Genomic DNA, 26,712 nt, shown 5'->3' on the forward strand with positions numbered 1-26,712 from the left:
CTTGCCGAGGGGAACGCAAGCGTCACTTATTAAGCCGGGTGATCTTCGACCCTCTCAATCCGATCCCTCCCATCAACCCCTTTTGATCGAAAATGAAGGCATAGATATCGGATTGGAGCGTGGCAGTCGTCACGTTCTTCGCTGCGCCCTGGTCTCCAATCACGATTGTCGGCGCCATGCCGACTTCGAATCCCGAGCTTGTTTTCAGCGAGCTCAGTGCGGAATCCGACATGAACATCATCACGTACGCATATTTCTGGACTCCGGCCTGAAGGCCATACGTGACCGATGTCGTCGCGTAATAGCCCGTGATCTTGCCGTTCTCGATCAGCTCGCCCGTACCATGCGAGGCGCCGGCGATGAATCCCGCCCTCACCACGCCCGGAAAGACGAGGATCCCTTTGGCCTGGCCGCTCAGTTCTTTCGCCTTCGGCGTGGCTTGGTACAAGCTCGCCAGCGCTGCCTGGCAATCCTGGTCGAGCACCGGATCGGGCGACTGCCCCGCCGTATCGGAGGCCGGCGGCGATTGCCCCGTCGAGCAGGCCGCGCCCACGGCGACTAGAGAGACCATCGCGATCTTGCGGGCGAAATGGATCATGATGTGCACCTCTACGAATGGCAGCCGCTGGAATTAGGCCGCGTGACAACCGCGGCGACAGAGCGCAGACCGATGCTGACAAGTTTGGTAGCCGGTTTTGCCGAAGACAATGGGACTTTGGTCCGATATCCCCCGGCTTGCCGGGAACTCAGGGCGCCGGTGCCATGCCCAGCGCAGTCTGCACTGTCTTGATCAGGATCGAGTCGTTGAACGGCTTGCGCAGATAGGCCACGGCGCCCGAAGCCAGTGCCTGGGCGCGCACGCCCACGTCGTCGTAGGCGGTGATCAGGATGACGGGCATGCCGCTGCCGTCCAGGCGGCGCTGGACCTCCAGCCCGTTCATGCCGGGCATCTGGATGTCGAGAATGACGCAACCCGGACGGTATGAGGGCATGGACGAGAGCATGTCCAGAAAGTCGTCGCCGCTCGAAAACGTGTCCGCCCCGATGCCAACGGAAGACAGCAGACGCTTGATAGCCCGACCCACCGAATCGTCGTCGTCGACCACCGCAACGAACGGTTTGAGATTGCCCATTATGAGAAATCCGAATCTGATGGTTGCCCGTATAACTGCAATCCCGCAGATTCAGGCTAGTCAGTGCAAGGCGAATCCGATATAGGACTTTGGTCCACGTGCACGCCGGAACGGTCCGCGCGGCGACTCAGTGCAGCAGCCGCATCGGCTCGATTGCGCCGATGCCGGCCTTGTCGGCAAGGTGGATCAGATCGGCCAGTGAACGCGCGCCCATTTTCTTCATCACTCGGGCACGATGAATCTTGATCGTCTTTTCGGCAATGCCGAGCTCGCCGGCGATTTGTTTGTTCAGACGGCCGGTTACGACGCGCGCCATCACTTCGCACTCGCGCGGTGTCAGGCGGCTAAGCCGCAGTCGAATGTCCGCCAGTTCCTGCCGGCGCTCGAAAATCTCGCGGGCGCGCTCGAGCGCGCGCTCGACCACTTCGAGCAAAACCGTGTCACGTACCGGTTTGGTCAGGAAGTCGGTTGCGCCCGCCTTCATGGCATCGACGGTCGTGCCGATATCTCCGTGCCCCGTGACGAAGATGATCGGCAAGCTCATGTTCAATTCGCGCTGCACCTCGAGCCCGTTCAAATCCGGCAATTGCAGGTCCAGCACGACGCATGCCGGGCCGCTCGACAGGTCGGCGCCATCCAGAAACGAGCGCGCGGATTCATAGACTTCGGCCTCATACCCAGCCGAGCGTAAGAGCCGTGCGAATGCGCGGCAAACGCCGGCGTCGTCGTCGACGACGAAAACACGGGAAGCAAAATCATTCATCGTTGTCCTCACGTCTGGTTCGGTCCCGCCATGCCCCCCGCTGGTAACGCTACATAAAACGTTGCGCCTCGTTCGTCGTTGTTCTCCACCCAGAGCCGGCCTCCATGGGCCGCCACGATGCTCCGGCTAATCGACAGACCCAGCCCCAGACCATGCGGCTTCGACGTGAAAAAAGGCTTGAATATCGTGTCCATCTGGTCCACCGTCAGTCCATGCCCGCGGTCCCGAACGGCTATGCGCACCGTCGCGCCGGGCTTCGCCGCAACCTGAACGTCGACCACGCGATCGGCAGCCGGACACTCGTGCATGGCGTCGAACGCATTGAGCAGGAGATTGAGCACCACCTGCTGCAACTGCACCTTGTCGCCGCGCACGGCGGGCAAGTCCGCAGCGATGTCGACCCTCGTCCGAATCCCGCGTACGACCGCGTCGCTGTGCACCAGCATGACCACGTCGCGAACCACGCTGCCGACATCGAGCGGCTGCAGCTCCACATCGCCCTTCCTGACGAGCGCCCGCATCTTGCGGATGATCTCGCTCGCCCGGCAATTGTCCGCGACGATGTCCTTCAAGGTTTCCTGCACCTCGGAGACGTTGATCGGGTCCGCTTCCATGAAGCGCTGCGCCGCTTGCGAATTGCTCAGAATCGCCGTGAGCGGCTGGTTCAGTTCGTGGGCGAGCGAGCCGGCCAGCTCGCCGAGCGCGGAGATGCGCGTCAGATGCGCCAGTTCCTGGCGATTGCGATGGAGCTCGTATCGTTCGCTTCGGTCCACGATGACGGCAAGCAGCGTCGGCACGCCGTCGACATCGCATTGGCGCGTCGTCACCTCGGCAGGAAATTCCGTCCCGTCGCGGCGCTTCGCCGAGAAGGTTTGCATGGTGGGCGCGGCCAAAGCCCCAGGGTCCGGCAAAGGGGGGTTCCCCGCTACGTGCAAGCCGGCCGGCTCCAACTCGGATATCAGCATGCTGACTGACATTCCGGTCAGTTCTTCGCTACCGTAGCCGAACAGCTCCCTCGCTTTCGCATTCAAGAATTCGATTTGTCCGGACTGTCCGATGCCGACGACCGCGACCGGCACGAATTCCAGCGCGGCGTGCATCGGGGCCGTCGCGCCCTCGGCTCGACCATTTGGCCTCGTGTGTTTGACGAGCGACGGCAGGCGCTCGGCAGCGCTTGCCGCCAACCGTAGCGCTTGGCCAAAGGTCGCTCCCGAACCGGAGAGCAACTTCCCCGCGTGAAATTCACGCTTGCGCGCGGCGCTCAATAATGTGACGAATTCGCGCTCGCAAGGATAGGGAGCCTTGCCGAAAGGACGCACCGGCCCTTTTACATCGACCCAGCAAAGACACGTCCGCGTCCGGGATTTCCGCTGTGCATCGCATTCATGTAAACACCACAAGAACGCAGCGATGCTGGCGGCCAGAACAACCTCGTAACCGGACAAGGCGAAATGCATGGCGAATTTCCCCCTGCCGTCGCGCGAGGCATGAAAATGGCCAAAACATTCAAAGTCGCGCCAAAGAGGCAGTTGCAACCGAAGGGAGCTAGGCGGATGTGCATCGCGGCAAACGCCGACGCACCTCCTTCACAACGTATGGATTTATTTGGATTTTCGAGTGGCAGTAGCCATCGATACGATCGTGCGGCAGACACCATTGGATGATAGTTACTTTTTCTTCGCTTGCCCGACATATTTGCGGAATCGTTTTCACCGAGCGGCTGGGCCATTCCGCCATTCCGTAGTGGCCATATTTTTGCTTGATCCAGGATCTCACCGTCTCCGTCTTGCCCATGCGCGTGGCGCTCGCTGTCCTCGGCCAGTGACCGCCGCCGCTATTTCACGCAGCTAACGTAAGCGCGATGCGAGTCGTGATAGGGACCGCCTCGGCCGTCCGTCAACCACACGACATGGTGGAACCGGCTTCCGCCGAAAGTCGAGGACCAGTACGCAAGTTGTCCGCCCCACCCGTACACCCCTCCGGGATAGCGCTCGTCGTCCTTGGAAGCGACGATCGCGTAGCCGCCGTGAGGATGCTCAGGGCCATTGGCGTAACCGACCAGCGCTTTGAGCTCGTCGGTCGACGGCAAGCGCATGTGACGCTCGAGGCAATAGTGGACTGCCTCGCCGTAGGTATAGCCGCCCACTGCCGTACCGCTGAACGAATCGCGCTTGACGCTGCGACCCAAGGTGGCTTTGCCGCCTTGTGCAACACGTGCAGGCGGGCTGAAACAAAGGGGCGAACGCAGCACGAGGTCCGCGCGGTCCGCAACCGGGTAATTGCCGGGCGGCATGCAAATGCTGCCGGCCGGAGGTCCAGGGGGTAGCGCTCGCGCTCGGCCCGGCGCAACGGACAAAGTCACCGAGACAATTCCCACAAGCAGCGCATCCGCCACACGCGCTTTGCAAGCAGTCGTACGCCTGACTCCGTCGGCGAGCCTGACGAATCTGAATTTGCCCATAGTCTGCGCTCCCGTTGCCAGGGCCGCGCTTGCTGCAGCCGCAGTCCCGCAGATTCAGGCTAATAGGTAAGTGCGGAAATCGAAATAGGACTTTGGTCCATCTGCGTGATTCATTCGGAAGGGCTGCGTCAAGCCGCCATCCTGTCGGCGAACCACGCTTTCAGCAACTTCACGCCTTGCGGAAGTTCATCCGTATCGGGGTGCACGAGATAGTATCCAGTCGGCAATGAAAGCGCTTTGCCGAACGGTTCGACAAGCGATCCCTCTGCAAGCTCGGCTTCGACCAGGATGGCACTCGTCAGAACCACCCCTTGCGCGCGCACGGCCGCTTCGATCGCCATCAGCGACTGGTCGAATTGAATGCCGGCGATCGCCTCGATCTGCGCATCGCCAAGGTTGCCAAAGCGCGCCAACCAGGCCGACCAGTGCGGATGCAACGAATTGTGAAGCAGCGTCGCGGATCGAAGATCTTCGGGCTGCTTCAATTGCCACTTCTTCGCGTAAGCCGGGCTGCAGTAGACGCGCCCCTCATCGGGGCAAAGCAGTTGGACCGAAAGCCGCGGGTCGGCGCCATTGAAGTATCGGACCGCAAGATCGACGGCATCGAGATCGAAATCGACCAGCGTAGCGGACGTCGAGAGGCTCAGCGCGATCCCCGGGTGCGCCTGCAGCAAGTCCGCCATGCGCGGAGCGAACCACTTGGCGGCGAAGCTCGGCGGCATCGAAAGCCGCAGACCTTTGTTCTGACGTTCCCGCAAGCGGCGGCTTGCATGGATGATCTCCGCGAGCGCCGGCTGGATCCGTGCGAAATACGCGCGGCCTTCGGCAGTCGGCGTCACCTGCCTTATCTGCCGCACGAACAGGGCGACGCCGAGCCACGCTTCGAGCTTCTGGATTTGCTGGCCGACCGCGCCAGGCGTCACGCTCAGCTCTTCGGCAGCTAGAGTAAAACTGCCGAGCCGCATAGCAGCCTCCAGAGCCACCAAGGCTTTCATGGGCGGGATAGGTCGCATGGCATAGTTTCTCTATAGCATCGAGGGACATTAAATCATTTGTACCGCATCGGCGCCGTAACGACAATGAAGCCACGAACCTTTCTTCAAGCTCATTGCCGTGAATCCTGCCTACCTCGCTTTCGCCGCGCTCGGCCTCATCTGGGGCACCAACTTCATGTTCATGAAGTGGGCGAGCGTCGATCTATCCGCCAGCCAGATCGTGTTTCTCCGCGTGCTGTTCGGCTTCGTGCCGATACTGGCTTTCGCGCTCTTCACCGGGGCGCTGAAGTGGCGGCATCTGAAGCACGCGCATCATTTCTTCGTCATGTCGCTGCTCGCGACCGCCGTCTACTACTACGCGTTTGCGAAGGGCGCGGCGCTGCTGCTGTCCAGCGTGGCCGGCATGCTGAGCGGAGCGATTCCGCTGTTTTCGTTCCTTTGCGCATGGGCGCTGTTGCGGCAGGAACGCCCGACCGGGCGGATGATCTGCGGCATCCTCGCCGGGTTCGCCGGTGTGCTCCTCATCGCACAGCCGTGGAATGCGCACGGTGCGGGCGTGAATCTGCTCGGGGTGTTTTATATGGCCGCCGGTTCGCTGAGCGTCGGATGCTCGTTCGTGTACGCGCGGCGCTTCCTCTCCGGCCTCGATCTCTCGCCCCTCGCGCTGTCCACCTGGCAAATCGGCTTCGCGCTTGTCGTGCTCAGTTGCGTCACCGATTTTCACGGCATGACTCGCGTCACCGGCGATCCGCGCGCCTTTGCCGGCCTCGTGCTGGGGCTCGGTCTGTCGGGCACGGGCGTGGCCTACATCCTTTATTACTTCATCGTCGGGCGGCTCGGTGCGCTCGCGGCTTCGAGCGTGACCTATATCCCGCCGGTGGTCGCGTTGCTCATGGGCTTGACGATCGCTCACGAGCCGATGCGCCCGCTCGACCTGTTCGCCATGGCGGCCATTCTCGGCGGTGTGTATCTCCTGCAAAGCCGCAGGCAGCCCGCGCCCGCAGCCTCGCCTCGGACATCGAAGGCGCTCGGCTGAATTTGAGTGCAGCCCTCCGCGCGCCGGATGGCCGCACTAAAACCTGTCGACGTCGATCACGGCCTGAGCGAATGCCCGTGGCGCTTCCTGCGGCAGGTTATGGCCGATGCCGCCCGTGATGGTTCGATGCTCGTATTTGCCGGTGAACTTCGCTGCGTAGGCGCTGGACGGCGGGTGCGGAGCGTCGTTGGCGTCACCCTCCATGGTGATGCTAGGCACGTCGATCGGCGGAGCCGACGCGAGTTGCTGCTCGAACACGTCGTATTTCGCCTCGCCCGCGGCGAGACCCTGCCGCCAACGATAGTTGTGGATGGTAATGTCGACATGGTCGGGATTGTTGAAGGCCGCCGCACTGCGCTCGAAGGTCGCGTCGTCGAACTGCCACTTGGGCGAGGCCAGCCTCCAGATCAACCTCGCGAAATCGTGCGTGTATTTCTCGTAGCCGGCCCGGCCGCGATCCGTGGCGAAATAGAACTGATACCACCACTGGAGCTCGGCCTCGGGCGGCAACGGCGTCATGCCCGCTTTCTGACTGCCGATCAGGTAGCCGCTGACCGACACCAAAGCCTTGCAACGCTGCGGCCACAGCACCGCGATGATGTCGGCGGTGCGCGCGCCCCAATCGAAACCGGCGAGGATCGCTTGCTGGATATTGAGCGCATCCATCAGCGCGACGATATCGGCTGCGATGGCAGACGGTTGGCCGTTGCGCATGGTTTCGCCGGATAAGAAACGTGTCGAACCGTAGCCGCGCAGGTACGGGACGATCACGCGATACCCGTGGGACGCCAGCAGTGGCGCGACATCGACGAAGCTGTGGATATCGTAGGGCCAGCCGTGCAGCAGGATGACCGCGGGTCCGTCGGCCGGACCCGCCTCGGCGTAGCCTACGTCGAGCAGTCCGGCATTGATCTGCTTGAGCGACGCAAATGACGTGTGGCTGCCCGGCTTGATCGGCGGCAGCGTCGCCGGCTTCGACAAACGAGTCTGGGCGCTTGCGGAACCCAACACGCCGAACTGGGCAGCAGCCAGCATCAAGGCCGAGGCGCCCATGAAGCCGCGACGGCGCGAATCGATTTTCTCCGGCACTTTTCCTCTCCTGAAGCGACACGCAAGGGTCATGAGACGCCAGCTTAGCCGTTCTATCGGGACGGCGCGGGTCCTCTTTGTATTGCAATGTATCCATTGCGTGCGTCGATACAGGCGCTGACAAAAACGCCGTTCCAGGAAACAAGCGAGATACTAGGCGGTCGCGGCGAGCGTCACTCAAGGCGCTCACTGACCCGACGCATGGGCCTTGAGCCGCGTCGCACGAATCATCGCGGCAAGTACGGCGTAATTCTCTTCATGGCGTTCTCCACGTACACCTCCTTTTCGCCGACGGGCGCAACGTAGTGCAGTGCCGAGGCGGCAGTCTCGCTGCCTTCCGTACGAGCGATGATCCAGGCCGCGAGGTAAGGCGAAGCCAGGCAGCCGCCCGCCGTCGCGACGTTGCCGTGGGCATAGAACGGCTGGTTCAAAACCTCCACGCCCGCTGCCTGCACCCAAGGCTTCGTCGTCAGGTCGGTGCACGCCGGGACGTTGCCGAGCAGACCGAGCTTGGCCAAGACCAGGGTGCCCGAGCACTGTGCGGCGATCAGTTGACCCGACGGATCGAGCGCCAGGCGGGCCATCAGTCCTGCATCTTCGACGACCTCCCGTGTCCGTATCCCGCTGCCGACGATGACTGCGTCGGCTGTACGCGCGTCCTCCAGTGCCGTCTGGGCGCGAACCGTTACGCCGTTCATGGAAGTGACCTCTTGCTGCAGGCAGCACAAAGTCACTTGCCAGCCGGGCTTCTTGACGCGATTCAGGATGCCGAGGGCGACGATCGAGTCGAGCTCGTTGAAACCTTCGAACGTGAGGATGGCGATATGCATGGCGTTCCCGGGCACGGAGCCCGGCCGGGCTGAGATGTGAGGCATCGTAGGCTCAATACCCAATACAATCAAAAAATTGTCCTTAGTACATCGCGTGCCATGACCCAAGCCCGATATCTGCCGCTGGTCGATGAACTGGCGGCGCAGATCCGCTCCGGCCGTCTGCCGCCGGGCACCCGCCTGCCCACCCACCGCCGGCTCGCGGAGCGCCACGGCATCGCGCTGGTCACGGCCACCCGCGTGTATGCCGAACTCGAATCGATGGGCCTCGTCAGCGGCGAAGTGGGCCGCGGCACGTTCGTGCGCGAGACCGTCCTGCCGCGCGGCTTGGGCGTCGACCAATGGGCGGTGGCCGCCGGCCTCGTCGATCTGAACTTCAACTATCCGGCGCTGCCGGGGCAAGCCAAGCTGCTGAGCCGCGCCTTGCGGCAGCTCGCGGCGGGAGGCAATCTCGAGGCGCTGCTGCGCTATGGGCCGCACGGCGGCTGGCCCCATGAGCGCGCCTGCGTTGCGCGGCACCTGTTGTCACGGGGTCTCGCTGTCGAGCCGGGCAATGTGCTGGTCGTCGACGGCGCGCAGCACGGCTTGGCCGTGACGGCGATGGCGCTGCTGCGGCCGGGCGACGTGGTCGCGGTCGACGCCCTGACCTATCCCGGCTTCAAGGTGCTTGCCGAAATGCTTCGTCTGGAACTGGCGCCGCTTCCCTCGGCCGGACAGGGAGCGGACTTGGACGCCCTGGAGCGGCTGTGCCTGCGCCGCCGCGTTCGCGCGGCCTACGTCATGCCGACGCTCCACAATCCGCTCGGCTGGGTGAGCAGCGCAAGCTGGCGGCGCCGGCTGGCGGCCATCGTGCGCCGGCATGGCCTGATCGCCATCGAGGACGCGGCCTACGCGTTCCTGGAAAAAGATCCGCCCGCCCCGCTCGCGACGCTGGCAGCGGAAGCGACGGTCTACGTCTCGGGACTGTCGAAGAGCGTGGCAACCGGCCTGCGGTTCGGCTTTGTCGCCGCCCCGGCCGCGTGGGTGCCGAAGCTCGAACGGGCCATCCGAGTGACGACCTGGAACACGCCGGGAATCGTGACAGCCCTTGCCTGCGCGTGGCTCGACGACGGTACGGTGAAACGCCTCGAAGCCGAGAAGCGGCGCGATGCGGCAGCGCGGCAGGCCATCGCAAGGGAGACATTGGCCGGGCTGACGCTCGTCGGCCATCCGGCGTCGTACTTCGTCTGGCTCGCCTTGCCGCTGGAGGTAAGGGCCGACCGTGTGGCAGCCGCGCTCTTGGACGAAGGCCTGTCCGTGTCGACGGCAGAGCCCTTCGCGACCTCGAAACAGGTGCCGCACGCGATCCGCCTGGCGCTCGGCTCCGTCGGCCTCGACGGGTTGCGCGCGGCCCTGCAGGTCGTCGAACGGGTGGTCCGGGAACAGGCTTGTTGATCGCGGCGGCCATGCCTGCGCTCGGCCGTGCAGGCTTGCCCGACGACATCGGTCCGATGATCGCGTCGCTGCTGTCCGAAGACAATCGCTGGGTCAACGCGCAGCGTATCGAGGTGTCGGGGGGCATGGCGATCTAGGCTGGCGTAAAAGTCCGGCACACCATGCGTCAGCGCACATACCGCGTGTTCATGGGAATCCAATAATTGTCCTTACCAGCCGGGAAGGACGTATAGGCCAATGAACAACATCGATACATGGCTCATCGGGTTCATGAGTCCGGTGGCCATCCACTCGCCGCGTTTCGACCACGTACTCGAAACCATGGTGAGCATGTATCTGTTCAAGGGCGTGGCATTGACTGCGCTGCTATGGTGGATCTGGTTCAGGTCCGAACGCGCGGAAGGGCCTGACGGTGCGGCCTTGAGGCGACGCGAGTGCGAAATCGTCGTGATCGCGATTGCAAGCGGGTTTATCGCGCTGGCGGCCGGTCGCCTGCTTGCGCACTATCTGCCCTTCCGCCTGCGGCCGATGTATGAACCTGCGCTGCGTGCGTTCTTTCCGGAGGCCAAGGTCGATGAGCCGGTGCTGCGAACGTGGAGTGCATTTCCGAGCGATCACGTGATGCTCTGGTCCGCGGTCGCCATGGGCATTTTCCTCGCCTCGCGGCCCGTGGGCATTTACGCGCTATTCCACGCGATCGTGCTGATCGGCCTGCCGCGCATCTTTCTCGGTCTGCACTACCCAACGGACGTGCTCGCCGGTGCGGTACTCGGCATCGGCATCGCATGCTTGATGAACGTGAACGCCATACGCACGCGCATCGCTGCACCGATGCTGGCATTCGCACAGCGCTATCCCGGCGTGTTTTACGGCGGGGCGTTCCTGCTGACTTTCGAGTTGACGACGCAATTCGACGAGCTGCGCGTGTTGGCGCACGGCTTGTTGCATTGACGTCAATCACGCCTTGCACCGACCCTAGATCGCTGCCACCAAAAACGACTCGCCGCTCGACGGCCGCAGACCATCGGTTCGGCCTACGAAGTAACGCTGCACGAGGTCGCCGGTGGAAACGTGCTGAACCTGCCTGAAGCCCGCTTCGCGGGCCAGCTCCAGCATTTCCGACGGGCTGAAGAAACTGACGAACGGCGTCCCCGCCGCCCGGGCGCGTTCATAAACCATCTGATGCTGCGCCCGATCCTCCAGGTCGACGAGTTCCAGCGGCAGCAAGAACGTCATCGCGAGCGTCGAGCCCGGCGCGAGCTTCGCGATCTGACGCAGCGTTGCGAGATTTGCTTCTCTGGTGAGGTACATGGAGACGCCGGTGGAGACCACCACTGCAGGCTGTTCAGCCTCGAAGCCGGCGGCCGCCATCTGCTCCCACCACGATTGGCCCGCCTCGAAGTCGACCGGCACGAGCCGCAGCCAATCGGGAATGCCAAAACCGAGTTCGATCAGGCGCTCCTGCTTCCATGCCTGCGCGCCAGGCTGGTCCACCTCGAAAACACGTATGCGCGAAGCGATCGCCGGCCTGCGCTGAGCGAAGCTGTCCAGGCCCGCGCCGAGTATGACGTACTGTTCGACGCCGCGGCCCGCCTGTTCGACGACCCAGTCCTCGATGTAGCGCGCGCGGCCCACGATCGCCGCGCGGTAGCCGCTGGTGCCTTGCGGGTGCATGTCCGGCCGGCTGCGCCAGCCTTCGTCCGGTGCGGCCAGCTGCAAGCCGATCTCGTCTTCGAGCACATGGGGCGGCGAATCGATTTGAACGTGCATGGCCCGCCACAGAGCGACCCTTATCGCTGTGCTGTCCGGCGCAGCAGCGTGCTTTTCGTGCATGGCGTACTCCTTTTTTTGTGCCGATCCAGAGCGAATCAATCGCCGTCGCCGTCTTCTATGGCTTTGCGCTCGCGCCGCTCTTCGTTGCTGCGGCGGGCGCGCAAGCGCTGGCGCGACAGCACGGCGATCACCTCGCCCGTCGTCGCGCCAGCGGGAATCTCGTTGCGGATGACATCGCGCACCATCGGCAGGCCCGAGCGCTGACGACGCAAGGCTTTGGCGATGGCCGTGCGGCACTCCTGCCCGTGGCAGTCCCATTCGTCACGGACTTTTCCGCAGTAACGGCACTTGTTCATAGCTGAAAAACGTCTTCGAATGATTAATTCACATCCATCGTTCATCAATCAGGAAACTGAATCCGATGCATTGGCCGACAAAGCTCCCCTCCGGCATAGACGGCGGTGTCAGAATGTTCACTGCCGAAAACTCAAGGAGTGTGTCATGTCAGGACAACTGCCATCGAAGGAAAAGCTTACCAAACACAACGCCGTTCTGTTGCACGTCGACCACCAAGAAGGGCTCTACACCGGGGTGCGTGACATTGCCGCCCTTGAACTCAAGCACAACGTGATCGGCCTCACCAAGGCAGCCCTCGCGCTCGATATTCCAATTGTGGTTACAACCACGACTGAAAGCATGTGGGGACCTATGATCCCCGAACTGGCTGCCGCGCTAGGAAAACACGATGTTATCGAACGAACTACCGTCAACGCATGGGATGACCCCCGAGTCGTCCGGGCAGTTCAGGCGACCGGTCGCAAGCACATCATCGTAACCGGCATCTCCACCGACGTATGTTTGGCGTTCCCCGCCATCGCAGCGCTACGCGACGGATATGCGTCGTACGCGGTGGTCGATGCTTCAGGCGGTTTTTCACAGATTCAGGTAGACCTCGGCGTCGCCCGCATGGTGCAAGCCGGTGTCGTCCCGGTTGGCTATTCGACGGTTGCTGTCGAGCTGCTCGGCGACAACGCGGCACCTGAATCGCAGGCCGTATATGCTGGCTTGGGCATTCCTTTCAGCAACATGGTGTTCGGTCTGAAACACTATTGGCAGTCCTCGGCGCAGGCCGGCTGAACAGCCGACGATACCCGGCTGTGCGTAGCCAACTGAACCTTGGAACCATGGAATACGTGAACATTATCATCGCATGTGCTTTTCTCTCCGCAGGTGTCGTCAATCTCATCGGCCCAAGGGTCATCCGCGCCGAGTTTGAAAAATGGGGATACCCGGACGGGTTCAGAGTCACCATCGCGATCGTCGAACTGGTTGGCTCGCTCTTGCTATTCGTGACAAGAACGCAATGGTTCGGGGCTTTCGTTTTGCTTGTGGTCACGCTGGGAGTATTGGTTTCGTTCGCACGATCGAGAGAATGGATGAGAATGCAATATCCGCTCGTATTGTTCTTTCTTCTTATTGTCACGCTCAACCAAACCTATGCATCGCGTTGAGCGGCGGATCCAGGCAAAGGCCGAGGATATTCGGCCCGGGACTGATCGTTCCAGCCTGTGAACGATCAGTCCCGAATGCGGGAGGTTGCCAGGCAAATTTGACAGCTAAGATTACGGACAGTAAATCACACGGTCAGAAAGCATTGCGTCGGCGAGGGGCCTTGACGACGGCAACTGCGACTGCGCTGCGCGAACTGTGTTTGTTCGGATGCTGGCCAGCTGAAACTGTCAGGAAATTATGCTGGATCTCAACGATTTCTATTACTTCGTTCATGTCGTCGACCGTCATGGAATAACTGCGGCGGCCCGTGCTTTGTCTGTGCCTAAGTCGACCGTCAGTTATCGAATTCAGCAACTCGAAGCGGCGTTGAGCACACGCTTGATCAACAGGACGACGAGAACGTTCAGCGTGACTGAGGCCGGACAAAATTTCTATAAGCACGCGGCGTTGATGCTGCAAGAGGCCCAGGCGGCAGAAGCGGTCGTGCGTGACGCACAGATCGAACCCAGTGGGTGTATCCGCTTTACCACCGCCGCGGCGATAGCACAGTTTGCAACGGATAGGCTATTGCCCGATTTCCTCAACAGGCACCCGAAGATCAGCGTCGTCCAGCATGTAACCGATGCATCGGTAGACCTGGTGGCGGAGAATTTTGATCTGGCTATCAGGGCGCATTCGAGCGCGCTGCCAGACTCGAACCTGATTGGACGGCAGCTTGGCTCTGCGCCTTGGCGCTTATTTGCAGGACTACCATATGCCGAAAAGCATGGTATTCCAATCAGCCCTTCTCAACTTGAGGAACACCACGCTCTATTTATGGTAAGAGCGGGTGTTCGAGCTGAATGGCGACTTCGAGATGCCCTAGGAGCGGAGCATAGGGTACCGCTGCGCCCTCGGCTAATGAGTGAGGACATGCTTGCGCTCAAATCCGCGGCGCAACAAGGTTTGGGAATCGTTGCGTTACCGGCCTATATTTGCCGGGAGGAAGTGATTCGGGGAACGCTAAAGCCAATCCTGCCGGAGTGGTCTGCAGGCGAGTCGACTCTTACAGCATTGCTCCCGTTTCGGCACGGGATGTTACCGTCGGTGCGAGCCTTCGTGGATTTCTTGTTGAACGAGATTCCCAAGGTCCTTGTTTTTTGACGCGCGTGTACACCCTCTGTGCCAAGAAAATCGCTTAGCAAGTCCATGCATCTCTTCCAATAGAGCACGGCACCTCTTAACACCAGACAGCGGCAGAGCGACATCGTCCCATCTGTAGCACGCTATGTCCAATTTCGCACGGTTATACCGCAGCGCGTTTCCAACTACTATGAATGCCAGCTCAACGGGGTGTCTGGCCGCTTGCTGGAATGGACTCACCATCGGCACACACACCCATATCTAAGGTGGCATCTCATGCTCGCAAGTTCGATCCGCATCACGAAACCTGTCAGAGGCGTACCTTTCACGATCGGCAAACACTTCTCCGCTCATAGCTTCCGACATACCCAGTTCGAAGGAGCCATGGATCCCCCTCCCATTTCATCATGATGTGCGGCAAGCCTGTGCGATCTTAAAGAATGCTGGCCGAACCGACTTTCAGGGTAACCGCCCGATCATGACCGTGTAGATACATTGCTGCCGGTCATGGTGCACGGATCGCGGTACGCCGGGTCCGGGGCTGCTCGCGCATGTGCTGGTGGGAACGTTCTGTGATCATCTCCCCGCTTACCGGCAGGCAGCGATTTACGCGCGTGACGGTGTTGAGCTCAGCCGTTTTCGACACTTGTATCCCGGGAAAAACAGTGTTTTCAGGATTCGATATCGACGCAGACCCTTCGCACGCCGATACTTAGCGCATGGCAAGCCGCGCCGCTAACGGAAGTCGGTGCGCCATAGGAACGCTTTTGGCGAGACCTGGGACGGCAAAGGCGATATGCCCCAATGGCTAAATCAAGCCGAAAGCGCTGGGCAGCCGTTGGAGCACTTCGCCGTTGCGAGCGCATCAAAGTCGACTAACCGCGGACACGCGACTATCGACTGGAGCAGAGACCCGCTTGCCGGCGCCCGATTGGCAACCGTTCGTCCATCGTAGTGCGGCACGTTGAACGTCAGACGTTTTAACAGCGGGAACAATATAAAAACGTATATACGGTTAGCTCCCGTCCGAAAAATACAAGGCTCGACGAGCTGGCATACGATGCTGGGCGACACTTACGCCAGCGCCGATTCGCGAGAAGCTCGAAACGTTGCATCCCACCCGACCGACCACATACTGGTCGATTTGGATGAACGAGGGCACGACAATGGTGAACGTCGATCAGAGTACTGCTTCGATCTTTGGAGTCGTCGGTTCTGCCGTGTCTCTTATAGCAGCCGTTCCGTATGGACTCGCGATTTGTAGACGCGCCGTTCGTCCCCATCTTTTCACGTGGCTAATCTGGTCGGTCGTAACGGCTATCGCTGCTGCCGGTCAATTTGTTGCGGGTGCCGGTCCTTCGGCCTGGTGCACGGCGGCGATTGCCATCACATGTCTTCTTACCTTCCTGGCCAGCATTTTTCGAGGCGAGAGAGGCTGGACAGGATCTGATTGGCTTTTTCTCGGAGCCGCCTTCTCAGCAATTCCCTTTCTGGTACTGACTGAGGACCCGACGATCTCAGTCTGCCTTGTGACACTAATCGAACTTGCAGGTCTCGGTCCAACAGTCCGCAAGACTATCCGCGATCCCTGGAGCGAAAGCCTCACCTATTTCGCGCTGTGTGTCCTCAAATATGCTCTGGCAGTGCTGGCCCTGAGAAAGTGGACTGTAGCAGTCGCGTTTTATCCGACTGTCAACATCGTGGCGTCAGTCGGCATTTGCATGCTGATGATTGTTCGGCGTCGATTGCTGTCGAACGCAGGAGCGGGTTCCCGTTCATAGTCAATGCCTTCGGTGACAACACAGGCGCGCGCGAGGCGAGCGAGGTCCGTCGCGTGTAACACGCTCGCTGCGTTCTGCTGCACGGCCGCGGTCAACTCCTCGACACTCGCCGCCGTCTGTTGCAGCGCCGCCGCCTGCTGCTCGGAACGGTGCGACAACTCGTCGTTGCCCTGACGTCATTCTTTCGCATCTGCCGAATCCGTACGTCATGCGGCTTGCAGGCAACTATGCGAACGGCATTGCCAACAGTACCGAAACGGGTGCAGACGATAGATTTTTCAACGCCCGTCGTTCATTCGGCGCCAGTCTGCAGGAGTCGTTGGCGAGCAACAACATCGCGCCGTCGTCTGTCTCCACGGTAAGTTCACCCGCCAGCACGACATAGTGCTTTTCGACCGCTGATGCGGACATGGTCGTGTATCCTCCGGGCTCGATCGTCGACACGCCTAACCACAGCGATTCCGCTGGGCCCGCTTCGTGCCCCTGCAGTCTTACGCAACGCATCGAAACATGGCCGTCCGGGAAGTATTGCGGCGCGTCGCCGTAGCGGGTGACGTTCATGGTTTGAGCAACACCCGGTTGGTACTGCCTCGCAATACAGCCTGATAAGCGAGCACAGCGTCATCGATGGAAAAAACAAACTCGTGATCAATTGGGAACGGCTTCAAGGCGCCGCTTTCGAACATGGGCAATAGCTGGTCGAGTATCTGCGCACCGTTGACACTGTCGATGGCGAGCGTATCGACACCAACAAAGGTGTGCTGGCCGCGATAAAACGAAAAGATATCGAACGGCACTGCTCGATCGATTGTCGAAATGAAGATCTGCGTGCCGCGTTTAGCGAGCGCCTTGTTAGCCTGCTCGAAATATGGGCTGCCGACCGTGTTGTATACGATATCAGCGCCGTGGCCACCTGTCTTCTCACGCACGATCTCGTCTATTGATTGCGACGAGGCGTCGATCATGATCACGTCGCCGCTCGCGTGCCCAAGGTATGGCTGGGCGGTGCGTTCAACGCCGAACACCTTTGCACCGGCCATGGTCGCAAGCTGAATTGCCGCCTGCCCCACTTTGCCGTTTGCGCCTAATACAAGAACAACGTCGTTCTTTTTTACGCTGCCTGCACGCCGCAGTCCTTCAAAGCCCGTGATGAACGGCACGCCAATCGAGCCCGCCTCTTCCATGGTCAGGTTCGCGGGCTTTTCCCGCACTCCGCTCGCAGGCACAACAAGAAAGCGCCCATGGGAGCCGTTGCGGCGAATCCCGAGCTCGCCGCCGCTACCCCACACATGCTTGCCGACCAGCGCCGACGGTCCTCTTAGCACAACACCCGCGTAATCGCGCCCCGGCGTGCGAGGCCAGATCGCATTTGGCATCGCGCCGAGAACCGCCTTGACATCGCTTGGATTAACACCAGCGCTTACCACCTCGATCAGACACTCTTCCGCGCCAACTTCGGGTTCGTTCTGCGCCACGATATCGAGCACGAGGGAGTCGAGGTTGGCACTCGGCGCCGTAACATAAATTGCCTTCATTATTCGTCATCCTAATAATTAAAAATAGTATATTTCGCAGCGTTGTAGCGATCGGCGAGCACCACATAACGCATTGTCGTTGCGACCATGTCCGCACGCTCCTTATCAGTTAGCGTGCGCACCAGGCGAGCAGGATGGCCTGCCCAAAGCTCACCGGGTTCTACCACCTTGCGCGGGGGCAATACGGCACCGGCGGCAAGCATCCCGCCCGATCTGACAACGGCGCCGTCCAGCACCCGAGCGCCAAATCCAACAAAACCACCATTCTCGATCGTGCACGCATGCAGAATGGCGCCGTGCCCCACGGTTACATCATCCCCGACCATAACCGGCAGACCGTTTGTAGTGCCGTGGACAATCGTGCCATCCTGAATGTTGGTCCGGCAACCTATCACGATCTTCTGCACGTCTCCGCGCAACACGCAGTTAAACCAGATGGAGGTTTGTGCACCGACATCCACTTCGCCTATCAATCGGGTACCCGTGGCGATAAACGCACTTCGGTCTACCGATGGCATGACCGAATCCGGACAATGTCTTGCGCTCATTGGCTCAACCCCAGCAGCTCGCGGGCCTCCTGTGCTGAAGCCTGCTCGCCGCCGAGAGACAACACGATGTCACGAGCGCGCTCAACCAGCGCCGCATTGCTTTCCGCAAGTACGCCCTTTGAAATATAGATGTTGTCCTCGAGACCGACGCGTACGTGTCCACCCGCCAACCATGCCTGCGCGACCATTGGAAACTCGAAACGGCCGACACCGAATGCCGCCCAAGTTGCATCACTCGGCAGCAAGCTGCGCGCATAGAGCAGGGTCTCGGGCGAAGCTGAAAACCCGTATTTGACACCCATCACGAAGGTCCACAATCCTGGGCCGTCCAGTACACCGGCGTTGATCAAATCCCGCGCGAGGTGCATATCGCCGGAATCAAATATTTCGAGTTCCGGCTTGACCCCTGCTTCGCGAATCACGGCCGCCATTCGCGTGACGTTTTTCGGCGTATTGATGACAACATCGCCACCGGAATTCATGGTGTTAAGGTCGAGACTACAGATGTCCGGCCGCAACTTGAGAATGTGTTCCACGCGGTCTTCCGGTCGCATCAGGGTCGTGCCGGCAGCCGCTAGTCGCGGGTTTTCGTCACCGGGAATGAAGCGGCCGCCAGGCCCCGTAGTCAGATTGATAATGAGGTCCTTGTTGACCGCCCGGATACGTTCGATCACTTCCGCGTAGAGAGCGATGTCCATTGAAGGACGGCCTGTTTGAGGGTCTCGGACGTGAATATGGACGACGGCGGCACCAGCGCGCGCCGCGTCGAGAGATGCGGCAGCGATCTGTTCCGGCGTGACGGGCAGTGCCGGGTGCTGTTCCGGTTTAGTCAAATTTCCAGTTACCGCGCAGGTAATGATGGTTTTGCGTGCGTGCATGTCATGTCCTCAGTACCGAACCAACTAGTTCAATTGCCGACCGCCATCGACCACAAGAGTCGTGCCGGTGGTAAATGTAAGGTGCGTTGCACATGCCTCGATTGCGGCGGCAGTATCTTCCGGTGTGCCGATCCGACCGAGCGGCGTGGTGCTCGCGACCTTGTCGTTAAAATCGGCGCCGCGGCCAGGCACGAAGCTGGTATCCACCACGCCTGGGGAGACATTGATTACGCGGACGTGCGGTGCCAGCGCACGCCCGAGGGAAGCCGCCATGATGTCGAGCCCGACTTTTGCTGCGCAGTACGCAATATTGCTGCCAATGCCGGTAGTTGCGGAAATCGACGACACGTTGACAACGAGTCCATCGCCCGATGCAACCAGTAGTTCTCGGAATGCGCGGATCGCCGCGAATTGCCCTCGCCAGTTGACCTTAAAAATCTCGTCAATCAACTGATCTGTCAGAGCTTCGAGGTCGGCGTGTCTGACAGGCTGAGTAAAGCCCGCAGCATTGACCAAAATATCCACCTTTCCATACCGCTCTCGAACGCTTTGTGCGAGCGCGGTCAAGGTAGCACTGTCGGTAATCGACGCTAAGCCCGCAGTGTGCCCGTCACCCGCAAGACTGTCTGCGATGTCCTGAACGGGTGCGAGATCATGTTGTCCGACGACGACGATGCGCGCACCCGACGACGCGAGCCGAAGTGCCGTAGCCTTTCCTATGCCGCCACCACCGCCGACAATCACCGCGATCTTGCCTTCAAGAGTATTTTTTGCCATGTCAGCTAACCCTGTCATTTGATAGGCGGCGTCGGAAACGTCGAATCGCCTTTTGCAAGAACGAAAGTGCAATCCAGCGTGTAATACGGCTCTTTCACTCCGGGATGGGGGCCGGTGCCGACTTCATGTCGCTCGAACTGTCCGACCAGGTCCCGGGTCACGCCGAACACGACGTCAGAATCCAGATATTCGGCATCGTCGGCGAATATCTGTGAGATCAGCGTCGAGTAACCATCCGCGACCACCACAAAGTGAAGATGTGCCGGGCGATATGGATGGCGCTTCTGAATGCGCAACAAATCCCCGACAGGACCATGTGTTGGAACCGGATAGCCAGATGGCCGTATGCTTCTGAAGTTGAAAACGCCGTGTTCGTCAGTTAAGAAATGACCGCGCAGATTCATCTCGGGCTGGTGCGGGTCCTGATTTTCGTAGAGGCCCGCTGGCGATGCCTGCCACACGTCGACCTTTGCATTGCATATCGGCTCGCGGCGCGTGTCGAGAATGCGCCCGCTTACGAAGATTGGGGATCCCGGTGTGTCATCCTGCACGATGGATTCGCCGAGCTCGTAACGAGGCGAACCACCGCGATAGAACGGCCCCAGTAACGCGCCGCCCGTGCGCTCGTCGTGAGCCGAATTGTTAAGCACTTTGACCAGGGTCGAGAACCCTAGCACGTCGGCTAGGAGCACAACCTCGTTATGGCTGTCCGTGCAGGTCAGCCCGACCTGTCTGATGAAATCCAGCCCCTGCTCGAACTCCTCGTCTGTCAGCTTCGCTTCATTCAAGAATGCGTGCGCGTGTTTGACCAACGCATTCAGAATTTCCTTCAGACGCGGATTTACAGTGTTGCTCATCGCCGCATGGACGATCTCCGTTACCGACGCTGCGTCAGTAACGATACTGCTGCGCCGCATTAGTCTGGACATGCCTCATCTCCTCTGCAATCGATTGCATCATACTGCGTGATTGCGCATGTGTCAAAGCAGGAGCTGGAAATTCCTGAGCACTGGTGCCTGCTCTCAGTTGGACGACCGTGCGGCCGCTTGAGTGCAGCGATCGGCGCTCGGGAGCTGCTCAGCGGTCTGCTGTTGACTCGAATTCAAAACACGGGAAGCGACGATCTTGACGGCGCCAGGCGCCCTGCGTATGATGCAATCGATTGCATTTTAACACGGGCGGGACAATTGAAAACTGATCTGGCGACTTTAAGCATTCTCGGGTTCGAAGGTGCGTTTAATCTGCCATTCTGGGTTGGCAAGGACCAGCACCTGTTCGAAAAGCACGGCCTAGACGCCGACCTTGAATACGTCAAAGGCTCGGTCGACATGATCAACCGGATGAACGCCGGGTCAGCCCATATCGCGTTGACAAGTGTAGACAACGTCATTGCGTACACCGGCGGACAAGGCGAAACGGCAAGTGGCAGCGCACCGGATCTGATTGCATTCATGGGCGGCGATCACGGCTTTCTTTCGCTGGTGTCGCGCCCGGATGTCACGTCGGTTCAGCAACTGAGAGGAAAAACACTATCCGTCGACGCCATGACAACGGGCTTTGCGTACGTCTTGCGTGAGATTCTTTTGCGCAACGACATTACCGCCGACGCAGTGACATTCGACGCCGCTGGGGGCACTGGCAATCGATATCGTGCCCTGATGGCGGGCAAACACGATGCGACCCTTGTGCGCACACCTTTCGAAAAACTCGCCGCACGGCAAGGATTCAAGACATTAGTCTCGGCCAACGCGCTGTTTCCGGACTATCTCGGCACGGTCGGGGCGGTACTCAAATCATGGGCGACCGCAAACCGCCCGCAGATGATCGGATTCCTTCTTGCTTACCGCGAGGCGTTGAATTGGATTTTTAACGCTGGCAATTCGACAGCCTGTTGCGAATTGTTGCGCACACAGTTTCGTGATCTTTCGGATACGGAGGCGCACGCAGTGCTCGAAGATCTTGTCGACCCTATGCACGGGTTGATCCAGGACATGGAGATTGCGGAAGCCGGGTTCGCAGAAGTAGCGCGCATCCGGGACACCCATGCGGCGACGCAGATCAGCCAGCCGCGAACGCCTTGCGTGGATCGCCAGTATCTCGATGAAGCCAGGGCATCGGCGCGTTGGGCGACTTAGGAAGCAGGGGCAAAAAAAGCGGGGGTGAACTGCATGAGCGCCCCCCCACCCGCCGGATTCTCCATATCGCCATCGCAGACGACTAGCCAACCACCGCGATTGCCTGCACCTCCAGGAGCATTTCCGGTTTAGCCAGTCCCGCTACAGTAATCAAGGCACTGGCCGGAAAATTATCACCATAAATCTCTTTGCGGATTTTGGTGAACTGATCGCCGAATCGCGCGTCTGTGATCGACACGGTCATCGTCACGATGTCCGCCAATGTTCCACCCGCCTGTTCGAGCGTCTTTCCGATTCGCAAAAAAATCTCGCGTGCTTGTCCAGCGAAATCGCCCGACAGCGACTTGCCGTTCGAGTCTTCGACCACTGTCTGCCCTGCCAGCCAGACGATTCTGCCCCCCTGCGTGATCACTGCGGGGGAAAACGCTCGCTCTTGTGCAGCATCACGCTTGATATATTCACGAACCTGCTTTGACGGTTGGTTCTGTTCCATGTTTGCCTCGTTGATTAGGTAATTAAAAAGTAGGGTTCCGGCCATGTGATTCGCGGCACGTCTGGTGACTCGACGCCCCGCAGGAAGGCGGCTCAGGCGAAGGTCAGATGCAATCGATTGCATTATGTGTCTTCTTGGTCGACGTTGTCAAAGGCTGGTTTTCAGGGTTAACACGGATCAAAACCCGAAACTATCGCCCCGGAACGGGGCAACGGCTTCAATTTTCCTCCGTTTGAATTTAGGTAAACCCTAGTTCTCTTATGCAATCGATTGCAATACATTCGCTCCTGCCCGCAGAATGAAAGCGGCGTATCCGGCATTGAGCGGGACCGAATCAGCGGAGTCATCCGCGAAGCACCAAAGGCACGCGTCAGAAAGCCGAGTGCGCTGTGAAGCCAAAGAGGACGTCACTGAGTGCGTCGCCACCCGAAAACGGCTGCGCGTGTTCACGACCCGAGTCGATAGATCTGACGAAGTGGTTCACACAACAGGAGTATCAGAATGCTAGCTGTACAATCTGTAACCGTCCGAACGTTTATCAACGATCGAAAGATGTCCGGCTTTCAGATCCGGACGTTCTTTCTCTGCTTTCTGATACTCGTTCTCGATGGTTATGACACTGTCGTTCTTGGCTTCATCGCCCCCGCTCTCAAAGTTCACTTTGGCGCGAGCGCTGCAGAGCTGGCACCGGTATTCGGCGCTGGATTTTTCGGCCTCGCAATCGGTTCATTTTTCTTCGGCCCGCTAGCAGATCGTTTCGGACGGAAAGTCACGCTGATCTGCGCGGTATTACTTTTCGGTATGCTTAGTATCGCATCCTCGTGGTCCGCGTCAATCAACATGCTGATCGCGCTGCGCTTCCTGACTGGCCTCGGCTTGGGCGGGGCCATGCCAAATGCCTACACTCTCGCAGTCGAATATAGCCCCGACCGTCTACGCTCAACGCTTGTCGCTCCGCTTGGCTGCGGCATTTCGGCAGGCGGAGTGCTGTGTGGCCTTGCCGCATCGCGCATGATCGGGACCTTCGGCTGGCAATCCATGCTGATCTTGGGTGGTGCGTTGCCGCTACTGCTGGCGGTGATATTGGCTATCTGGCTACCAGAGTCGATGTCTTATCTCGTCACGCGCAATCGCCAGCTCGATGCGCACGCGATTATGCAGCGCATCGCACCAGACGTTTCATCGGCTCCGCCCCACCTCACTCGCGACGAGACGCCTATGCCTGGTCTTCCAATGACTCAGCTGTTGAGACGAGGTCTGCGCGGCGGTACGTTGTTTTTGTGGGTTACCGGATTCATGGCATTGCTCGTCGTCTACTTTCTGGGTAATTGGCTGACCCTCCTTATTCAGCAAAGCGGGGTGCCGTTCGATCACGCGTCGTTGATGACAGCACTCTACCTAGCCGGTAATGCACTTGGCGCTGTTTTGCTTGGCTTTCTGATGGACCGCATGAACCCTCAGTATGTTGTGGCTGGAGCGTTTCTATGCGCCGCCGTCAGTCTGGCGTCATTTGGCCACCTCACCGGAGTGCCCGCGCTCGCTCTCGTTGCGCTCTTCGTAACGGGCGTCGGCACAGGGGGCGCGATGACCGGCACCAGCATTTTGTCGGCCGGTTTCTATCCGACGGCTGCGCGCGCCACTGGCGTCGCATGGACACTCGGCATGGGTCGCGTAGGTTCGATTGTGGGGTCGATGATCGGTGGCCTGATGTTGGCCGCGCACTGGGCGTCCGCAGTCATGTTCGCGGTCGTTTCGATTCCGATTGCAGTAGCGGCGGCCAGCATATACGGGCTGGCGGTCTATCGTCGACGCAGTCTACAGCCACCGGAGAGTCCCTATTTTGATGTCGCAGTCGGTCAGAGGAATTCGAAATGAACGAGCACGGTCCGTCGTCTGCGCGCGGACTGCCGGCTAGATCAATCTACGGCGCCGGTTCGACAGGCAAGCGATTACCGACGGCCGTCTGACCAGAGCCCCCGCGAGGAGTCTTGCACCGGTTGGACAGGCGGCGGTCATCGAGGATGACTCGACAAGCTCTGACAGAATTATTCGTAACTAAGCATATCTTAAATATCGTTATCCTTATTAAATTACCGGGTAGAGATATTGAAGGCGCAAAAGGATACAAGCGTGAAACTGAAGAGACTTATGCAGGCGATTATTTTGAGCGCCGGACTTATCGCTGAAAGCGCGTTCGCGCAGTCGAGCGTTCAGCTGTACGGGATACTCGATGCTTTTGTCGGCGAGAAAAAACTGCTTGGCGGCCACACGGCGGTACTTGCCGGCAATGGCGGCATGACCTCTTCGTTCTGGGGAATGAGGGGTAGTGAAGATATCGGCGGGGGCACCAGTGTGATCTTTGCTCTCGAGAGCTACGTCAACATCCAGACCGGACAGTACGGACGTCCAGGCTATCCGTCGGACGGCCTCTTTTCGCGTAACGCATATGTCGGCCTAAAGGGAAACTACGGCACGCTGACAGCCGGCCTCATACCGCCCCCGCTCTGGTTCTCGACGATCACGTTCAATCCATTTTTTAATTCGTTCGTGTTCTCGCCTATCGTACTGCATAGCTATCTTGGCGTGAACGGTCAGGGCGTATTTGGCGGCGCCGGCGAGTGGACGAACTCCGTGGCTTACGCAAGTCCGCTCGTCGGCGGCTTTACTGGAAAGGCGATGTACTCCTTCGGCAACGAGGCAGGACATTTAGGGCAAAACAAGTGGAGTGGGCAGGTTTCCTATAATCACGGCTCCTTTGCGGCGTCGGCAGTCTGGCAGCAAATCAAATTCAGCATCACCCCGGGCGATCTGGCAACTTCCCTCCCCGGTTTGACGACACAATCCGTTGCCAACTTCGGCATGTCGTATGGCACCAATTTCGTTGAACTGTTCGGCCAATATCAACACATCCGGGATCGGGACTCAGCCGGCAACATCGCAATCGACACCGGCCAAATAGGCTTCTCGATACCCGTCGGCCTCGGCCGCATACTCGGCTCCGACGCGTATTCGAAGAGTTCGGGCGGCAGCACCGTATACCGCAACACATGGGCAATCGGCTACGACTACCCACTGTCCAAGCGCACGGACATTTACGCGGCCTTTCTGTCCGATCGAGCAAGCCGGCTATCGTCCGGCTATACGCTCGGGGGTGGAATTCGGACAGCCTTTTAGCCCATCCTGACGACACGGGAAAGGTTCGACAGATGCACCCTCTCCTCGATAAAAGCAGCAGTGACTAAGCGTTGCTCCACGTAGGCTTGGCGCTCTTCGATGCTGCGGCGCCGGTCGATTTCTTCGCAGCGCTCTTACGAGGAGCAGCCGTCGAACCCCGCACGATTAGTTTCGGCGGCAGCACCACGTTGCGTGCCGGGCTATCGCGTGTTTCGATGGCTTGCTGAAGGAGGTCGGCAGCCTGGCGCCCCATCTCCTTGTGGCTGATGCGAATAGTCGTCAGGGGAGGCTCGACCATGTCTACTAGAGGCATGTCGTTATGTCCCACAACCGAGATATCGCGAGGGCAGTTCAAACCTATTTCGCGCAATGCGTCGTACGCGCCTAGCGCAAGCAAGTCGTTCGCAGCGACGATTGCGGTGATGTCGGGCCGCGCGCTCAAAAGCCGTCGCGCCGCTTCCGCTCCCTGTTCGCGAGTATAGGTACCCGCGAACTCGCACGGGGCCGAGGTTGCATCGAGACCGTGGGCAGAAAGAGCCTGGATGAAACCGCGGTGCCGCAAAAAGCCGGTTGAATGTTCGGGTGGGCCCGCAAGATGCCCTATTGTGCGGTGTCCCAGTTCCACCAGATGGTCGACCGCGAGCTGCGCGCCGAGCAAATCGTCCGACACCACCCCGGACAACCGTGTTTCCTTCTCTGCACGATTGACCAGAACACTGGGTACGCCCCTTTCAATGCAGAAGGACACAAGCGGATCATCGCGGCTCGCCGTCGCCAGAATGAGCCCATCGACACGCCGGGCGATCAATCCCTGGGCAAGATCGAACTGCTTGTTGCTATCACTTCCGACATAGGCAACGATCGTGGAGTAGCCGTGTTCGGAAAGACGCTCCGCCGCACCGGTCAAAATCGGCGTGAAGACATTAGTCGCAATATCCGGAACCAAAATACCGATTAGCTTGGAACGGCCGGTTCGCAGACTTGCCGCCACAGGATCGAGTCGATATCCCAACGCGTCGGCTGCCTTCATAACGCGTGCGACGGACTCGGGAACGACCATCGATCGCGTGTCCGGATTGAGCGCACGTGAAACGGTCGAGACGTGCAGCCCTGCCAGTTCCGCGACCTGCTTCATCGTGACAGATCGCCTGTTGTTGCCCGCTGGAGATGATTTTGCTTTCACGACAGCCCTACCGTTTCGCTTTCTACATGGAACGTTTCAAGCAACCACGACCAGCAGTAA

The 26,712-nt window shown here is 59.8% G+C and carries 29 protein-coding genes and 2 pseudogenes; 13 read left to right on the plus strand and 18 right to left on the minus strand.

Annotated features, from left to right (window positions below; translation table 11 throughout):
- Positions 1 to 22 precede the first annotated feature (22 nt).
- The 6 genes from J3489_RS07550 to J3489_RS07575 form a co-directional block, all read right to left on the minus strand.
- Positions 23 to 598 (minus strand): lipid-binding SYLF domain-containing protein, encoded by a 576-nt coding sequence (locus tag J3489_RS07550; protein ID WP_206997088.1) that lies wholly within the window; start codon positions 596 to 598, stop codon positions 23 to 25.
- A gap of 148 nt (positions 599 to 746) precedes the next feature.
- On the minus strand, positions 747 to 1,133 hold the full coding sequence (locus J3489_RS07555; protein WP_206997089.1) for a response regulator transcription factor: 387 nt from the start codon (positions 1,131 to 1,133) through the stop codon (positions 747 to 749).
- Between the two features lie 127 nt (positions 1,134 to 1,260).
- Positions 1,261 to 1,896 (minus strand): response regulator transcription factor, encoded by a 636-nt coding sequence (locus J3489_RS07560; RefSeq protein ID WP_206997090.1) that lies wholly within the window; start codon positions 1,894 to 1,896, stop codon positions 1,261 to 1,263.
- Positions 1,897 to 1,904: 8 nt separating this feature from the next.
- Positions 1,905 to 2,996 carry a PAS domain-containing sensor histidine kinase gene (locus J3489_RS07565; protein ID WP_206997091.1) on the minus strand — a complete coding sequence of 364 codons (1,092 nt, stop codon included), beginning with the start codon at positions 2,994 to 2,996 and terminating at the stop codon, positions 1,905 to 1,907.
- A gap of 734 nt (positions 2,997 to 3,730) precedes the next feature.
- Positions 3,731 to 4,189, minus strand: a complete 459-nt coding sequence (locus tag J3489_RS07570) for an Lcl C-terminal domain-containing protein (protein ID WP_206997092.1) — start codon at positions 4,187 to 4,189, stop codon at positions 3,731 to 3,733.
- Positions 4,190 to 4,485: 296 nt separating this feature from the next.
- Positions 4,486 to 5,370, minus strand: coding sequence for a LysR substrate-binding domain-containing protein (locus tag J3489_RS07575; RefSeq protein WP_206997093.1), 885 nt, complete (start codon positions 5,368 to 5,370; stop codon positions 4,486 to 4,488).
- 100 nt (positions 5,371 to 5,470) lie between these two features.
- Between J3489_RS07575 and J3489_RS07580 the strand changes: the two genes are divergently transcribed.
- On the plus strand, positions 5,471 to 6,388 hold the full coding sequence (locus J3489_RS07580) for a DMT family transporter (protein ID WP_206997094.1): 918 nt from the start codon (positions 5,471 to 5,473) through the stop codon (positions 6,386 to 6,388).
- A 36-nt stretch (positions 6,389 to 6,424) separates the two neighbouring features.
- Here the strand turns inward: J3489_RS07580 and J3489_RS07585 are convergent, their stop codons facing one another.
- Positions 6,425 to 7,477, minus strand: coding sequence for an alpha/beta fold hydrolase (locus J3489_RS07585; protein ID WP_206997095.1), 1,053 nt, complete (start codon positions 7,475 to 7,477; stop codon positions 6,425 to 6,427).
- Between the two features lie 227 nt (positions 7,478 to 7,704).
- Entirely contained in the window at positions 7,705 to 8,307 is a 603-nt protein-coding gene (locus J3489_RS07590) for a DJ-1/PfpI family protein (RefSeq protein WP_206997096.1), read from the minus strand.
- A 99-nt stretch (positions 8,308 to 8,406) separates the two neighbouring features.
- Here J3489_RS07590 and J3489_RS07595 point away from each other — a divergent pair, with 99 nt between their 5' ends.
- The 3 genes and pseudogenes from J3489_RS07595 to J3489_RS07605 all read left to right on the plus strand — a co-directional run bounded on the left by J3489_RS07595 (position 8,407) and on the right by J3489_RS07605 (position 10,692).
- The gene (locus J3489_RS07595) at positions 8,407 to 9,741 is read left to right on the plus strand and encodes an aminotransferase-like domain-containing protein (protein ID WP_206997097.1); all 1,335 of its coding nucleotides are present in this window, start codon (positions 8,407 to 8,409) and stop codon (positions 9,739 to 9,741) included.
- 5 nt (positions 9,742 to 9,746) lie between these two features.
- Positions 9,747 to 9,878, plus strand: a pseudogene (locus tag J3489_RS07600) (3-oxoacyl-ACP reductase); the annotation flags it as partial.
- Positions 9,879 to 9,978: 100 nt separating this feature from the next.
- Positions 9,979 to 10,692, plus strand: a complete 714-nt coding sequence (locus J3489_RS07605; protein ID WP_206997098.1) for a phosphatase PAP2 family protein — start codon at positions 9,979 to 9,981, stop codon at positions 10,690 to 10,692.
- 24 nt (positions 10,693 to 10,716) lie between these two features.
- Here J3489_RS07605 and J3489_RS07610 read toward each other — a convergent pair whose 3' ends face one another.
- Both J3489_RS07610 and J3489_RS07615 read right to left on the minus strand, forming a co-directional pair.
- Positions 10,717 to 11,574, minus strand: a complete 858-nt coding sequence (locus J3489_RS07610) for a class I SAM-dependent methyltransferase (protein ID WP_206997099.1) — start codon at positions 11,572 to 11,574, stop codon at positions 10,717 to 10,719.
- A gap of 35 nt (positions 11,575 to 11,609) precedes the next feature.
- Positions 11,610 to 11,870 carry a hypothetical protein gene (locus J3489_RS07615; RefSeq protein WP_206997257.1) on the minus strand — a complete coding sequence of 87 codons (261 nt, stop codon included), beginning with the start codon at positions 11,868 to 11,870 and terminating at the stop codon, positions 11,610 to 11,612.
- Positions 11,871 to 12,015: 145 nt separating this feature from the next.
- Here J3489_RS07615 and J3489_RS07620 point away from each other — a divergent pair, with 145 nt between their 5' ends.
- The 6 genes and pseudogenes from J3489_RS07620 (at position 12,016) to J3489_RS07640 (ending at position 15,929) form a co-directional block, all read left to right on the plus strand.
- Positions 12,016 to 12,651, plus strand: a complete 636-nt coding sequence (locus J3489_RS07620; RefSeq protein ID WP_206997100.1) for an isochorismatase family protein — start codon at positions 12,016 to 12,018, stop codon at positions 12,649 to 12,651.
- A gap of 47 nt (positions 12,652 to 12,698) precedes the next feature.
- Positions 12,699 to 13,025, plus strand: coding sequence for a DoxX family protein (locus J3489_RS07625; protein WP_206997101.1), 327 nt, complete (start codon positions 12,699 to 12,701; stop codon positions 13,023 to 13,025).
- A 238-nt stretch (positions 13,026 to 13,263) separates the two neighbouring features.
- Positions 13,264 to 14,169: a LysR substrate-binding domain-containing protein gene (locus J3489_RS07630; RefSeq protein ID WP_206997102.1), complete on the plus strand. Its 906-nt coding sequence runs from the start codon at positions 13,264 to 13,266 to the stop codon at positions 14,167 to 14,169.
- Positions 14,170 to 14,665: 496 nt separating this feature from the next.
- Positions 14,666 to 14,785, plus strand: a pseudogene (locus J3489_RS07635) (IS66 family transposase); the annotation flags it as partial.
- A gap of 111 nt (positions 14,786 to 14,896) precedes the next feature.
- Positions 14,897 to 15,103 carry an H-NS family nucleoid-associated regulatory protein gene (locus J3489_RS38770; protein WP_374193437.1) on the plus strand — a complete coding sequence of 69 codons (207 nt, stop codon included), beginning with the start codon at positions 14,897 to 14,899 and terminating at the stop codon, positions 15,101 to 15,103.
- A 211-nt stretch (positions 15,104 to 15,314) separates the two neighbouring features.
- Positions 15,315 to 15,929 (plus strand): hypothetical protein, encoded by a 615-nt coding sequence (locus J3489_RS07640; RefSeq protein ID WP_206997103.1) that lies wholly within the window; start codon positions 15,315 to 15,317, stop codon positions 15,927 to 15,929.
- A 225-nt stretch (positions 15,930 to 16,154) separates the two neighbouring features.
- On the opposite strand, the gene J3489_RS07645 is transcribed toward J3489_RS07640, so the two are convergent.
- From J3489_RS07645 to J3489_RS07670, 6 genes are read right to left on the minus strand one after another with little or no spacing between them, the layout of a single operon-like run.
- On the minus strand, positions 16,155 to 16,490 hold the full coding sequence (locus tag J3489_RS07645) for a cupin domain-containing protein (protein ID WP_206997104.1): 336 nt from the start codon (positions 16,488 to 16,490) through the stop codon (positions 16,155 to 16,157).
- Positions 16,487 to 17,464: a quinone oxidoreductase family protein gene (locus J3489_RS07650; RefSeq protein ID WP_206997105.1), complete on the minus strand. Its 978-nt coding sequence runs from the start codon at positions 17,462 to 17,464 to the stop codon at positions 16,487 to 16,489. The genes J3489_RS07645 and J3489_RS07650 overlap by 4 nt, the downstream gene beginning before the upstream one ends.
- 11 nt (positions 17,465 to 17,475) lie before the next feature.
- Positions 17,476 to 17,982, minus strand: a complete 507-nt coding sequence (locus J3489_RS07655; RefSeq protein ID WP_242539858.1) for a gamma carbonic anhydrase family protein — start codon at positions 17,980 to 17,982, stop codon at positions 17,476 to 17,478.
- Between the two features lie 26 nt (positions 17,983 to 18,008).
- Positions 18,009 to 18,890, minus strand: a complete 882-nt coding sequence (locus J3489_RS07660; RefSeq protein WP_206997107.1) for a beta-keto acid cleavage family enzyme — start codon at positions 18,888 to 18,890, stop codon at positions 18,009 to 18,011.
- A gap of 24 nt (positions 18,891 to 18,914) precedes the next feature.
- The gene (locus J3489_RS07665) at positions 18,915 to 19,667 is read right to left on the minus strand and encodes an SDR family NAD(P)-dependent oxidoreductase (protein WP_206997108.1); all 753 of its coding nucleotides are present in this window, start codon (positions 19,665 to 19,667) and stop codon (positions 18,915 to 18,917) included.
- 14 nt (positions 19,668 to 19,681) lie between these two features.
- Positions 19,682 to 20,596, minus strand: a complete 915-nt coding sequence (locus tag J3489_RS07670) for a dioxygenase family protein (protein WP_206997109.1) — start codon at positions 20,594 to 20,596, stop codon at positions 19,682 to 19,684.
- Positions 20,597 to 20,713: 117 nt separating this feature from the next.
- Between J3489_RS07670 and J3489_RS07675 the strand changes: the two genes are divergently transcribed.
- Positions 20,714 to 21,802: an ABC transporter substrate-binding protein gene (locus J3489_RS07675; RefSeq protein ID WP_206997110.1), complete on the plus strand. Its 1,089-nt coding sequence runs from the start codon at positions 20,714 to 20,716 to the stop codon at positions 21,800 to 21,802.
- 82 nt (positions 21,803 to 21,884) lie between these two features.
- Here J3489_RS07675 and J3489_RS07680 read toward each other — a convergent pair whose 3' ends face one another.
- Positions 21,885 to 22,295, minus strand: coding sequence for a RidA family protein (locus J3489_RS07680; RefSeq protein ID WP_242539859.1), 411 nt, complete (start codon positions 22,293 to 22,295; stop codon positions 21,885 to 21,887).
- 501 nt (positions 22,296 to 22,796) lie between these two features.
- On the opposite strand from J3489_RS07680, the gene J3489_RS07685 reads away from it, so the two are divergent.
- Both J3489_RS07685 and J3489_RS07690 read left to right on the plus strand, forming a co-directional pair.
- Positions 22,797 to 24,170: an MFS transporter gene (locus J3489_RS07685; protein WP_206997111.1), complete on the plus strand. Its 1,374-nt coding sequence runs from the start codon at positions 22,797 to 22,799 to the stop codon at positions 24,168 to 24,170.
- A 255-nt stretch (positions 24,171 to 24,425) separates the two neighbouring features.
- Positions 24,426 to 25,469 (plus strand): porin, encoded by a 1,044-nt coding sequence (locus J3489_RS07690; RefSeq protein WP_309491347.1) that lies wholly within the window; start codon positions 24,426 to 24,428, stop codon positions 25,467 to 25,469.
- Between the two features lie 64 nt (positions 25,470 to 25,533).
- Here the strand turns inward: J3489_RS07690 and J3489_RS07695 are convergent, their stop codons facing one another.
- A complete protein-coding gene (locus tag J3489_RS07695; protein WP_206997112.1) occupies positions 25,534 to 26,604 on the minus strand; it encodes a LacI family DNA-binding transcriptional regulator in 1,071 nt (356 codons plus the stop codon).
- Between the last annotated feature and the right edge of the window lie 108 nt (positions 26,605 to 26,712).

The sequence above is a fragment of the Trinickia mobilis genome (assembly GCF_017315705.1).
GTDB classification, from domain to species: Bacteria; Pseudomonadota; Gammaproteobacteria; order Burkholderiales; family Burkholderiaceae; genus Trinickia_A; species Trinickia_A mobilis.